The organism is Mycobacterium sp. AZCC_0083 (genome assembly GCF_014202335.1).
GTDB lineage: Bacteria > Actinomycetota > Actinomycetes > Mycobacteriales > Mycobacteriaceae > Mycobacterium.
On sequence record NZ_JACHGP010000016.1, the window covers coordinates 124,700 to 137,415 of the forward strand.

General features: G+C 68.4%; 7 protein-coding genes. 1 reads left to right on the forward strand and 6 read right to left on the reverse strand.

Annotated features, from left to right (window positions below):
- Window positions 1-41 precede the first annotated feature (41 nt).
- Window positions 42-1,472 (forward strand): serine/threonine-protein kinase, encoded by a 1,431-nt coding sequence (locus HNP02_RS32500; RefSeq protein ID WP_184444771.1) that lies wholly within the window; start codon window positions 42-44, stop codon window positions 1,470-1,472.
- Window positions 1,473-1,494: 22 nt separating this feature from the next.
- On the opposite strand, the gene HNP02_RS32505 is transcribed toward HNP02_RS32500, so the two are convergent.
- From HNP02_RS32505 to HNP02_RS32530, 6 genes are all read right to left on the reverse strand, one after another.
- On the reverse strand, window positions 1,495-1,758 hold the full coding sequence (locus HNP02_RS32505; RefSeq protein ID WP_184444772.1) for a type II toxin-antitoxin system RelE/ParE family toxin: 264 nt from the start codon (window positions 1,756-1,758) through the stop codon (window positions 1,495-1,497).
- A complete protein-coding gene (locus HNP02_RS32510; protein ID WP_184444773.1) occupies window positions 1,755-2,021 on the reverse strand; it encodes a type II toxin-antitoxin system Phd/YefM family antitoxin in 267 nt (88 codons plus the stop codon). Before HNP02_RS32510 ends, HNP02_RS32505 begins: the two co-directional genes overlap by 4 nt.
- A gap of 70 nt (window positions 2,022-2,091) precedes the next feature.
- On the reverse strand, window positions 2,092-2,970 hold the full coding sequence (locus tag HNP02_RS32515; RefSeq protein ID WP_309241767.1) for an MBL fold metallo-hydrolase: 879 nt from the start codon (window positions 2,968-2,970) through the stop codon (window positions 2,092-2,094).
- On the reverse strand, window positions 2,967-6,191 hold the full coding sequence (locus HNP02_RS32520; protein WP_184444774.1) for an arabinosyltransferase domain-containing protein: 3,225 nt from the start codon (window positions 6,189-6,191) through the stop codon (window positions 2,967-2,969). The genes HNP02_RS32515 and HNP02_RS32520 overlap by 4 nt, the downstream gene beginning before the upstream one ends.
- On the reverse strand, window positions 6,188-9,439 hold the full coding sequence (locus HNP02_RS32525; protein ID WP_184444775.1) for an arabinosyltransferase domain-containing protein: 3,252 nt from the start codon (window positions 9,437-9,439) through the stop codon (window positions 6,188-6,190). The genes HNP02_RS32520 and HNP02_RS32525 overlap by 4 nt, the downstream gene beginning before the upstream one ends.
- Before the next feature lie 53 nt (window positions 9,440-9,492).
- Window positions 9,493-12,684: an arabinosyltransferase domain-containing protein gene (locus HNP02_RS32530; protein ID WP_184444838.1), complete on the reverse strand. Its 3,192-nt coding sequence runs from the start codon at window positions 12,682-12,684 to the stop codon at window positions 9,493-9,495.
- Window positions 12,685-12,716 lie beyond the last annotated feature (32 nt).

Below are 12,716 nucleotides of genomic sequence, written 5' to 3' on the forward strand. Positions count from 1 at the left end.
CACTCACCCGAGTTTGTTCGACACGCTTTAGAATTCCGCCCATGCCGCTGGCCGAAGGTGAGGTAATCGACGGCTACACCATCGTGCGGTCGATAGGTGCCGGGGGCATGGGCGAGGTCTACCTGGCGCAGCATCCCCGCCTGCCGCGGCGCGACGCACTCAAGGTGCTGGCCGCGACGGTGTGCGCCGACAGCGAGTACCGGCAGCGCTTCGAGCGCGAGGCCGACATCGCCGCGACGTTGTGGCACCCGCACATCGTCGAGGTGCACGACCGCGGTGACGTCGACGGTCGACTCTGGATCGCGATGGATTACGTCGAGGGCACGGACGCAGGCGAGCTGCTCACCGAGCGCTACCCCAAGGGCATGCCGCCCGACGAGGTAGTTCGGATCGTGACGGCCATCGGTGACGCGCTGGACTACGCACACCAGCGCGGTCTTCTGCACCGCGACGTGAAGCCCGCCAACATCCTGATCGCCAACGCTGGCGCGCAGGATGAGCGAATCATGTTGGCCGACTTCGGCATCGCCAGGCGTACCGGCGAGACGAGCAACCTGACCGGAACCAACATGACGGTCGGCACGGTGGCCTATGCGGCGCCAGAGCAATTGACCGGCGGCGACGTCGACGGCCGCGCCGACCAGTACGCGCTTGCTGCAACGGCGTATCAGTTGCTGACCGGATTTCCTCCGTTCCACAACGTCAATCCCGCGGTGGTGATCAGCCAGCACCTCACCGCGAAACCGCCGCCGATCGGGAAGCATCGACCCGAGTTGTCCAGCCTGGGAACGGTCTTCGACAAGGCTCTGGCCAAGGCGCCTGGCGATCGCTACGGCAGGTGCATCGACTTCGCGCGGGCGCTAGGGAGTCGCATCGGCGCGCCAGGCGCACTACCGGACGATTCCGAGGCGACGAGGTTGGCGCCGGTGGCGTCCGGACCCATCGGGGTGTCGGGCCCGAGGCACTCCAAGCCGCAAGCAATACGGTCGTCGCCGAAGCGCAAGTTCCTGGTGCCCGCCGCCGTCGCGCTGGCCGTCATCGCGATCGCCGCGGTGGCCTTCGTCGTGGTCGAGCGTGGGCGCAGTCACCCGCCCGCGGCAGCCAAGCCCCCGCAGACGTCATCCGCATCGCCTGCGGCGGGAAATGCGTTGCCGGTCATCGTCGTTGGCGCCAACTGTGCGACCCTCGGCGCCGCTGGCGTCACTGCGACCGGCGGGCCTGCCTATTGCGCGCATCTGCCGACGGTCGACAAGGCGATCTGGTCGCTGTACCCGGGCGAGGTCTCCAGTCCGACGGTGACGCCAGGCCCGAACGACGAGGTCTACCCGTCGGAGACCGAGGCGCCGGTACTGGTCTGCATGGAGCAGACCGGCCAGAGCAGGCTCGACTGCCACGACGACATCCTGCAGAGCAACAACGGCAGTAGTTCCGCGAGTGCGTCACCGACGGCGACCACCAGTCCGTCGCCCTGATGCGGCGCTCGACGGGGCGATGTCAAGAGTCGCGATAGACCTCACGTCGGTGCCCAGCTCGAATCACCAGGACGGTCAGCACGCCATCGTCGATTTCATAGAGGATTCGGCAGTCGCCTGTGCGAACCCGCCAGCGGTTGCGCTGGCCTACCAGTTTCGTCGCCTTTGGCGGTCTCGGGTTCTCCGCCAGTAGTGCAATGACACCTTCGATGCGCAGGCGATCGCGCTTCTCGATCGCGTCGATCTCGCGTTGGACGCGGCGTGTCTTCCGAACCTCGTAGTTCACGCGATGCCGAGGTCCCTCTTCACCACCTCCCAGGGGATCGTGTCGTGATCTTCAGCGGCGTCGTATTCGGCCAGCGCCCGGTAGTCGTCCGCATCATCGAAATCGTCAAGGAGTGCCTCGAACGCCTGATAGCCCATGAGCACGGCGACGGGCTGACCGTGTCGGGTCAGCTTGATGGCCTTGCCATGGGTTGCGAGTTCGTCGACCACAGCCGCCAATTGCTCTCGCAACTCCGACACCGGAATGCTGCCTGAAGACGCCATGACTGGATTGTACAACCGTGTACGTAGAGATTGTACGGACGATTTGTACAGGTCGGCGCGACGGCCTCAGCTAGATCTCGGGCAGCGCCAACCAGCCATCGACCTCGAACCGGTCGCCACGCGCCACGATCGTCGCGCCGCCGTGGCCCGGGTAGTGCGCCGGGATCACCATCGCGCGGGCCCGCGACGCCTCGGTGAACACCCGCTTGCGGGTCACCACCGCTGCCTCGGCATCGACGTCGAAGGCGCACGGATCCTGCGGCCGGGAGATTTGGATCGGGCAGTGCGTCAGATCGCCGACGAAGACTGCCGACTGGCCCGCTTCGAGCCACAACACCGATGCCCCAGGGGTGTGCCCAGGCGCGGGCCGTAGCCGCAGCGACTCACTGATCTGTAGATCGTCAGACCACAACTCCGTCTGATCCTGCACCGGAAAGATGCTGTCGTCGAACAGGATTCGCCTGGCTTCATCGGCGCCCTCGCCATCGGGGCCGAAGAATCGGAAGTCCGCCTCCGGCATCAGATAGCGCGCGTTCGGGAACGTCGGCACCCAGGCCCCGTCGAGCAGGTGGGTGTTCCAGCCCACGTGGTCGATGTGCAGGTGCGTGTTGACCACCACGTCGACGTCGGCGGGGTCGACGCCGGCGGCGTGCAGCGCATCCATGAAGTCGGTGTTCAGCTGGTGCATCGGCGGCATGTTCGGGCGATCGCGGCCGTTCCCCACCCCGGTGTCCACCACCACCGTGAGGCCGTCGACCTCGACGACCCAGGTCTGCATCGCGATCTTCCACTGATCGGCCTCGCGGTCCCAGAACGTGGGGTCGAGAAGTTCCGCGTCGTCCTGCCACGCTTCGACTGGCGTCGCGGCGAACAGCGAGGTCCGCATCTCCACCCGCGTCTCCACCACGCGCGTCACCGTCGCGCGTCCGATGCGGGCGGTATCGGTCACGGCTTGATCCGGATCCGTCCTGGGCTGTACAGCCCGCTGCGGGTCGCGGTGCCGAGCTCGATCTGGGCGGGCGTTGCGTCGACGACGGTGTCGAACTGGCGCAGCGAGCCCCAGTCACGGCCCCAGTCGTGCGACAGGTACGTCGACATCAGGTGCGCGCGCAGCAGCAGGTCGGTGATGCCGAGCAGACCGCCGTTGAGGCCGTCCTCCCAGCTGTCGGTGTCCAGCTTCTTGGCGTTGTAGTCCGGCGTGATGCGGAACTTCGGCACCTCGGTGACGCCGTTGGCGTGCAGCATCGGCTGCTGGCACGGGAAGGCCAGCCCCACCGCCCAGTCCAGCAGCACCGGCTGGTCGGAACCGATGTACTCCTGCACCGTGCGCAGTTCCGGAACCCGGGGCGGTGTCACCGCGATCCAGTCGCCGGGCGTCAGCGACAAGTCCTCGGCGATCACCCGTACCGCCGTTGCGTCGGCCGGAATCTCGGATCGGTCGTAGCGCAGGTTGCGCCACGACGGAATGGGTCCGATGTCGTAGGGCTCGACGCGGCCGGCTGGCACCAGTGCACCGTCGGGGCCGGGTCGCGCGTACTCCAACGCCACCGTTTGGCCCGTGGTGTGACCGTTGAACACGCTGTTGCCGGTGATGTTGCCCGCGGCGGTCACGACCACCAGCGGATGCGCGGCATCGGGAGCAGGCAGCTGATACCAGGCCGACGCAAGGCGGCTCTCCTGTTGCGCCCCTTGGATATACGTCCCAGCGAGTGGCACCCGCTTGGGGTCAAGTCCGTAGGGCAGTGGCACCGTGGATCCGTTGATCCCTGGCGAGGTGAGCTTGACCGGCGCATCCCAGTCGTAGTCGGTGCCAGGCGCGGGGTTGGTCAGCCGGATCGCCTCGGCGACGATGTGATCCGGCACGCCGCTCGGAGTGAACCCGACGGGGTTCGCCCCGCCGAGTGGTCCGAGCGGACCGTAATTGCCGGGAAGGGGTTGCAGGAAACCGTCATTGGAGTCCGGCTCGGCCAGAACGTAGTCGGCGAGGCCGCAACCCCCCGCGAACGCGCGCAGGTTCGACGAGGCGTTGGTGTAGGTCGGGTACTGGCGCACCACCCCGACGAACATCGATCCGACGAACACCACCACCATGACGGCGGCGGTGACAGGAATGGGTGCAGCCGTCACCCATCGCGAGACCTTGCCCTCGGGTCTGTCGCGGGGCGCGAAGTGCAGCCAGAACGCCCACAGTGCGGCGATTGCGAACAGTACGAAGAAGATCGTGCTGACCGTCATCCCGGCGATCTTGGGCATTGCGTTGTTGAACGGCACGCCGTAACTGGACACGTACCACCAACCGTTGGTGGTGGCGAAGCACAGCGCCAGCAGGAACAGCACGGCGGCTGTGAACGCCATCCGGTTGCGCGCCGAACGCAACACCACCCGGGACACCAGCACGGTGGCCAGCGCGGCCATCGCCGCGCCCACCGCGGCGAACAACCCGAAGTGGTGCACCCATTTGGTCGGGGTGAACATCAGGAAGAACATCGTGCCGAAGATGACGCCCATCAGCCGCCACGCCGGCCCGCGGGCCACGCCGGCAACCCGCTTGCGCCGCAACATGATGAACAGTGACGCGAAGAGGCTCAGCGCGGTGATGAAGAAACCGAACCGGCGCGATAGCGAGCCGTCGACGGTCGGCAGGAACAGATAGTAGTAGCGCAAATTCTCGGTGTACCACGGCTGGCTCGGGCCGATGGCGGTGCGCAGCCTGGTGGCCTCCATCACCGTTGCCAGGGTCTGGTCGGCGAACACCACGGCGAGGATGACGGTGCCCGCGGCGAGCAGCGGCAGCACCAGAGGCCATGTGCCAACCACGCGGTGGCGCCGTACCAGGATGCGCAGCAGCGGACGGCCACCGGCCAGCAGTGCGGCGACGGCGATCAGGCCGGTCGGCTGGATGCCGAGCGTGAACGCCGCCGTCGTGATCGCCAGCGCCGCAGGGGTGAGCCGACCGGAGATGATGGCCCGCTCGATCAGCACGTAGGTGATCAACGCCCCGGCGGCGATCTGCCCCTCTGGCCGAAGGCCGTTGTTGAACGGCATCCACGCGGCCAGCAGTACCAGGCCCGCCGCCCACAGCGCGGGGCGACTGGTCGACACTGCGGGCCCGAGGCGGGGTAGTACCTCGCGGGATAGCAGCAGCCAGCAGACCAGCGCACAGATCAAGTCCGGCAACCGCATCCAAATGCTGGCGTCGCTGACGTGCGTCATCAAGGCCAGCAGGTTGTAGAACCAGCCGAACGGATCCTCGGGGCTGCCGAACCAGCGGAAGTAGTTCGACATGTAGCCGGCATGGTCGGCGATCCTGGCCATCTGCAGGATGTAGCCGTCGTCGGACGAGTTGGCGCCGAGCACGTGCCAGAGCAGGAAGCCGCCGACCACGACGACGTCGACCGCGGTGAACGTCCGCCAGCGCGACGGGATCACCCTTTGCATCCGTCTGCCGTCGAGCTGGTCGAGGCGCCACACGGCGACCAGCGCGACGATGGTCGCGATGATGGCAAGCACCATCGCGGTCAGCTTCAGCGCGGTCGGCGTCGTGGTGTACCTGCTGTCGATGGTCGCCGACAGTGAAAGTCCCTGCGGCGCAGCACCGGTCAGGTCGGTGAACACGCCGACGATCGCCGGTCGCAGGTTCGGATCCGCGAAGCCGCTGCGCAGCGGCTGCCCCGCGGTCGGCCCCGAGGTGTACGTCAGCCCGACGAACGTGGCGAACGTGCCTGCCTCCGACGAGGTGATCTCGATGCGCTGGCAAGACGGATCGACGACCCGCGCCCTCGGCACGCTGGAGACCACCACGTTGCGGTCGGTGACGTCGACCCGGGTGCTGCTGACGTTGACGAACAGCCCGTTGAGCGCGGCCTGCTTGCCGTCGGCGGGCGCGGTGCCGAAGACCATGCCGCCCGCAGGCGGCATCTGCCGGATGACGTCGCACGGCACCGTCGCCGACATGGTGACCGGCGTGAAGGTGATCAGCGGCGCGGTGACGCTGTTCAGTTGCCCGGCCTGCGGCCAGTTCAGAGTCGCCGTGGTCTGCACCACCGGCAGCAGTGGGGTGAGTACTGCGCAGACGAAGCCGATCAGGCCTGCGATCATCGCGACCCATCGGGTCACCCTGACGTCGCCGGTCCTGACGTCGGCTGCCCCGGTCGTCGTTGCCCCGGTCATGGCAGTGCTCTGATCGGGCCGGAGCGACTCCAGCCGAACACTCGTTCCGTGCCCTGGTCGATGACGGCGTTGGGTGCGTCCTGCTCGGGCACCACCCGTTCGTAGCGCTCGATCGAGCCCCAGTCGCGGTACGGGTCGTCACGTAGGTAGCTCGGTACCGACGTGGTGCGCAACAGCGCCTGAATGAACAGGAACGGGCCGCCGTTCTCAGCCGACTGCCACATGTTCGACGAGATCACCACCTGCTTGAAGTTCGGAAGGACCCGGTAGTCCGGCAGTTCGGCGACGCCGAGGTGCTCGGTGAACGGCCGCTGGCACGGGAAGTTGGCCGTGGTGGCGATGTCCATCAGCACCGGCGTCTGCGAGCCGAGCAGCTGCTGTGCGGTCTCGGTCACGGGCACGCGCGGCGGGGTGAAGGCGAACCACTGGTCCGTGCTCAGGTTTGGGTCGTCGGCGACGATGCGCGCCACGTTGGCCTCCGGCGGCGCCCATGCCAGCGGGAAGCGCAGGTTGCGCCAGGCGTTGCCCGGCGTGATGTCGATCGGCTGCACCTGGCCGAGCGCGTCGAAACCGCCGTCGGGTTTGGCGACGCCCCACTGCAACTTGAGCGACTGGCCGTAGTGGAAGCTGCCGTCCTCCTCGTAGGACCAGATGGCGCCTGCGGCGGCGACGGTCACTAGTGGGCGGTCGGGGGTGCGCGGTGGCAGCTGGTACCAGGCGGACGTGGCCTTGGCGGCGGCCGTGTTCTCGTTGAAGCTGCCCATCACGGGGGTGCGCGCCGGGTCGAGTCCGAACGGCAGGAACACCCGCGAGCCGTTCACCCCGACGGGGCCGTAACCACCGCCGGTGCCCGCGGCGAAGCCGATGCCGACACTCGGCTTGTTCGGGGAGCCGTCGGAGTTGACGGTGCCGGGGTTGGCGACGACCGGTTCGGGTGGTTCCAGGCTGTCGCTGACGCCGTTCGGTGTGAAGCCCGCCGGGTCGGTCCCGCCCAACGGGCCGTCGGGGCCGAAGGACTGGCCGGGCACCGGCTGCAGCATGCCCGCGTTCGTATCGGGTTCGACGAGCACGTCGTCGGCCATCGCGCAGCTGTCCGTCGACAACCCGGACGCCAAGGCTTCGGCGTTGGCCTTGGCCGTGGTGTACGCGGGGTAGCGACCCGCCGCACCCTTGGCCATCGATCCGACCTCGAGCAGCACCATCAGGGTCGCCACCACCAACAGCGGGGTGGACGCCAGCACGCGGTTGCGCCGGGTGTTGCGCACCTCGGTCTGCCCGGTGTAGTCCATCCGGAAGTGCAGCCAGCCGGCCAGCATGCCCGTCATGATGGCCAGAGCCAGGAACATGTTGGTCACCGGCTGCCCTGCGATCACCGGCTGCTTGTCGAACCAGGGCACGCCGTAGTTGCCGACGTAGAAGTAGGCGTTGAGGCCCGAGGTCGCCCAGGCAAGGGCGAACAGCAGCGCGGTGACGTACAGCGCGAGGTTGCGGCGGCTGTGCAGCCCGACGCGGGAGAACGTGAACGCGGTGACTGCACCGAGCGCACCGCCGATGCCTGCGAACACGCCGAACTGCACCGCCCACTTGGTCGGCGTGAACGTGAGCAGCAGCAGGCCGACGGCGCAGGCGCCGATCAGCCGCCACACCGGTCCGCTGGCCATACCGGGCAGGCTGCCGCGGCGCAGCAGTACCGCGACCATGCCGAACAGGCACAACAGCAGTATCAGCACGGCGAAGCGCCGACTCAGCGTTCCGTCCGAGCTCTTCTCGACCGTGAGGAAGTAGTAGCGCAGGAAGTCCTGATACCAGGGGATGGTCGGGCCGACGGCGTACTTGATCCTGGCGGCTTCTGCGACGGTGGCGAGCGTCTGGTCGCGGAACACGATCACGAAGATCAGTGCCACCGAGGACGCCAGAGCCGCCAGCGGCGCCAGAATCCCGTCCTCGGCGCGGCGACGCTGGATGATCCTGGCGACGGCCCTGGCTCCGACGAGTAGCGGGGCCAGCGCGATCAGGCCCTGCGGCGCCAGCGTCACGGTGAACATCGCCACGACGATCGCCGCGCAGGCGGGCCACACCCGTCGGGCGCCGATGGCGTACTCCACCAGCATCCAGGTGAACAGTGCGCCGAACGCGATCAACGGTTCGGGGCGAAGGCCGTTGTTGAACGGCAGCCAGCTGGCCAGGAACACCGCGCCTGCGGTCCAGACCGCGATCCGGTTCACCGCAAGCCTGCGGCCGAGGCGCGGAATGACCCAGCGGGACAGCAGAAGCCAGGTGGCGATGCCAGCGAGCGTGGCGGGCAGCCGCATCCACACGCCCGCCGTGCTGATCGCGGCGAGGTGGGCCAGCACCGACTGGTACCAGTCGAACGGAGCCTCGGAGACGCCGAAGTAGCGGTAGTAGTTCGCGACGTAGCCCGCGTCGCCCGACACCCGTGCCATCGCGAGGTTGTAGCCGTCGTCGGACGAGGTGGCGCCGATGACGTGCCACAGCACGAGGGTGCCGACGACGGCGCCGTCGGCGAGCCACGTCGCAAGCCCGACCCGCCAGAACCGGCGCCACGCGTGGGCCACCCGCCGGCCTGCCCGCCGGTCCAGCATCGCCAGTGCCACGATCGAGGCCAGCGTCGCCAGCACGCCGAGCGTCATCAGTGCGGTCTTGAGCGCCGTCGGGACGGTGATGAAGCGGGTGTCGATGTCGATGCGCGCGCCGAGACCCTGCTGGGCGGCCACCTTCAGGTCGGTGAACACGCCGGCGATCTGCGGCTTCTTCTCGATCGAGACGGTGCCCGTCGCGCCGGGGATGCCGACGAAGTCTGCGCCGACGCTGCCCGCGTTGGCCCAGAGGTGCAGCGTGCTGCACGCGCCGGACTGAACGGCCTGGCGGGGTGCGACGGCGGCCACCGAGTCACGGAACGCGACGACGACGGTGTCGGCGTTGGCCCTGACGAACAGGCCGTTGCGGCTGGAGTCGATGCCTGCGGGCGGGATGGTGGAGAACACCAGGCCGCCGGTCTGGGGCAGGGTCGTGACCGCCTGGCAGGGGATCGAGGCGTCCAGGGCGAGTGGTGCGCCGGACACCAGCGGTGCGGTGATGTCGGTGACGAGGCCGTTGGATCCGATGGCTTGCGGCCACAGGATGGTCGCGGTGGTCTGGCGGACCGGCAGCAGCGGGGTGAGTGCGCAGAGCAACAACCCGGAGAGGCCCGCGATGATCGCAATGAGTCGAGCAGTCCGGGCGGGCACGACGCTCAAGGGTATGCGACGGCCTCGTGCGAGTTGCGTAGCCCCGCGGCGCGTCAGCTGAGTCTCAGCGGACCCGGAGTCCACAGTCCGCTGCGCGTTGCGGTGCCGAGATCGAGCCGGGCGGGTGCAGCGTTCGGGTACCAGGGCGTCAGCTGCTGGAGCGCCCCCCAGTCGCGGAACCAGTCGTCGCGCAGATAGGTCGGCACTGGCGTGGCCCGCAACAGCAGCTCGGTGATGCCGAGGGGACCGCCGCCCAGGTAGTCCATCACCGGGGAGTTGGCCTCGGCGCCGAATCGGTCGGGCAGGATCCGCCACTTCGGCACCTCGGTGACGCCGTTCTGATGGCCGAACGGCCGCTGGCAGGGGAATGCCAGGCCGACGAGCCAGTCCAGCAGCACGGGATCGGTCGAGCCGACGACGTCTTGCAGGGTCTTCAGCTGCGGGATGCGCGGCGGCGTCACCGCGATCCAGTGCTGGGCAGCGAGGTCGTCGTCGGTGGCGATCAGCCGGATCTGCGTGGCCTCCGACGGGATGGCCGTCATGGGCGCGCGCAGATTGCGCCACGCCGGGGCCGCGCCGACGTCGGCGAACCCGACGGCGCCGCCAGGTTGATTCCTCGCGGCCTGATCGTCGGTCGCCCACTGCACGACGACCTCGCCGGGGTCGAACCGTCCCGCGGCGGCCACGACCAACAGCGGGCCGCGCTCACCGCGGGGCGGCAGCCGGTACCAGCCCGACCGCAACGCCGCTGGCTGCTGTGCGCCAGCGCGCCAGCTGCCCATCACGGGGGTGCGCGCCGGGTCGAGGTTGTACGGCAACCGGGCCCGCGATCCGTTCACGCCTGCCGCCGCGGTGGTGCCGCCCTCCGTGCCGGGTTCGCTGCCGGACACCACGGAGCCGTCGGTGTCGGCGAAGTTGCCGCTGCCCTGCGGCTCCATCACGGGGTCAGCGGAGACGTCGGCGGGAATCCCGTTGGGGTTGAAGCCTTGTGCGGTCACCGCGCCGAGGGCGACGCCGACGGGTAGGTCGACGGGGGTCAGCAGGCCCGCGTTGGGATCCTGCTCGACCATCACGTCGCTGGCCAGGCCGCACGTCTTGCCGGTCAACGCGTCGAGGTTCGACCGGCCGACGGACCAGGCGGGGTACTGGGCGGTCATCGCCAGGGTCAGTGAAAGCACCTCGAACACGACGAGAAGCCAGGACGCAACGGCCAACGGCGCCTGCACGATTCGAGTCAATCGCCGGTCGGCGGTACCGGGAGGCGACGAGTCGCGACCGGTGAAGTGGAACCACGTCGCAACGAGCAGGACCAGAACGGACAGCCCGATCAGGTAGGTGGCGAAGGCGAATCTCCACTCCGGGAATGAATTCGACCACGGCACACCGAAGTTCGACACGTACCACCAGCCGTTCACGGTGGCGAACGACAGCGCCATCACGAACAGCACGGCTGCCGCGAACAGGGTTCGGTTGCGGCGCGAGCGCATCGCCGCGGCGGTGACTGCGACGGCGGCCAGCGCGCCGAGGCATCCGGCCAACCCGGCGAACACGCCGAAGTGGTGCGTCCACTTGGTCGGGGTGAACATCATCGCGAGGAACGAGATGATGGTCATGCCGATGATGCGCCGGCTGGGACCGGAGGCGGTGCCGGGAATGCGGCCCTTGCGCAACGCCGTCGCCACCGATATCGCCAATGCCAACAGCAGGGTGAGCACCGCGAACCGCCGTGCGACCGAGCCGTCAGGGCTGGTGGTGAACAGCCGCTCGTAGCGGATGTGTTCGTCGAACCAGCTCAGGCTCGGGCCCACAGCCGACTTGAACGTATTGGCCTGCAGTTCGCCGATCAGCGTCTGGTCGCGGAAGATCAGGATCGCCGTCACGGTGCCCGCGGCCAGGATCGGAGCCAGCAGCGCGAGGTAACCGAACCGCGAAGTATGGGCTGCGACAATGGTTTTCAGCGGTCCGACGGCGACCAGCAGCGCGCCGATCGCCGCGACGCCGGTGGGTCCGGAGAACAGCGTCAGCGCGCCGATGATGACCGCGATCGCGACCGGCAGCAGCCTGCTGGTTGCCACTCCGCGCTCGACCGAGCACCAGGTCAGCAGGATGCCGAGGGCGATGATGGGTTCGGGGCGCAGCCCGTTGTTCAGGGGCAGCCAGAACGCGAGGAACATCCCTGCGGCGGTCCACGCCGCGGCGCGGTTGACCTTGACCGCGTGCCCGAGTCGCGGAATCACCTCGCGGCTGATCACCCACCAACACACCAACCCCATGAGCAGCGTTGGCAGTCGCATCCAGACGCTGGCCGTGGTGACGTGCGCCCAGAGCGCCAAGAGGTCGTAGTACCAGCCGAACGGGGACTCGGGGGTGCCGAACCATCGGTAGTAGTTGGCCATGTAGCCGGCGTGCTCGGAGAGCCGGGCCATGGTGAGGATGTAGCCGTCGTCGGAGGTGTTGGCACCGACGAAGTGCCACCACACCAGCATGGCGGCGACCAGCCCGTCGAGCGGCTTCACCGACCACCAGCGCGGGGGTAGGAAGCGCCGGTGCCGCATACCGTCGGCGGTGTCGAGCACGTGCAGGGCACCGAGGGCGACGATCGTCATCGCCACGCCGATGATCATCGCGAGCGTCTTGAGCAACGTCGGCGAACTGCTGTAGCGGGAGTCGATGGTGGCCGAGAACGTCATCTCCGGCGGCGCGGGCCCGGCCAGGTCGGTGAACACGCCGACGATCTGCGGCCGGAAGTCGTAACCACTGCGCTCACCGCGCAACGGCTTGCCGGGATCATCGGAGTCTGGACCCGACACCAGCCCGACGAACTCGCCGACCACCTTGTCGGCGTGCGCGGTGAACGTCAGCCGCTGGCAGGCCGGGCTCAGTACCTGGCTCAGCGGAGCGCTGACCACCGGCGTGTTGCGGACGATGACCAGAAGGTCGTTGCCGACCCGCTCGATCAGCAGCCCGCGGTCGACGGCCTTGGGTGCCTGCTTCGGGACGGTGGACAGCAGCACGTTGCGCGGACCGGCCAGCCCCGCCGCCGCGCTACAGGGGATGGTGATCTGGAGATCGGTGGCGACGTATCCGATCAGGGGGGCGTCGACGCTCTGCAGCACGTCGTTCTGTGGCCAGTTGAGCTGGGCGGTGGTCTGCGTGACCGGCAGCAGGGGAGTGGCCATGGCCAGCAGTGCGCCGAGAAGCCCCGCAACGATGGCGACGAGGCGGGCGGTCCGGTGGTTGGTCATCACCACCGCCGTGTCTTGGACCACGGGCGTAG

Excerpts from the sequence above, each read along its gene's own strand:
- HNP02_RS32500 (WP_184444771.1), top strand. The coding sequence starts at position 42 with ATGCCGCTGGCCGAAGGTGAGGTAATCGACGGCTACACCATCGTGCGG.
- HNP02_RS32510 (WP_184444773.1), bottom strand. The coding sequence starts at position 2,021 with ATGGCGTCTTCAGGCAGCATTCCGGTGTCGGAGTTGCGAGAGCAATTG.
- HNP02_RS32520 (WP_184444774.1), bottom strand. The coding sequence starts at position 6,191 with ATGACCGGGGCAACGACGACCGGGGCAGCCGACGTCAGGACCGGCGAC.
- HNP02_RS32530 (WP_184444838.1), bottom strand. The coding sequence starts at position 12,684 with ATGACCAACCACCGGACCGCCCGCCTCGTCGCCATCGTTGCGGGGCTT.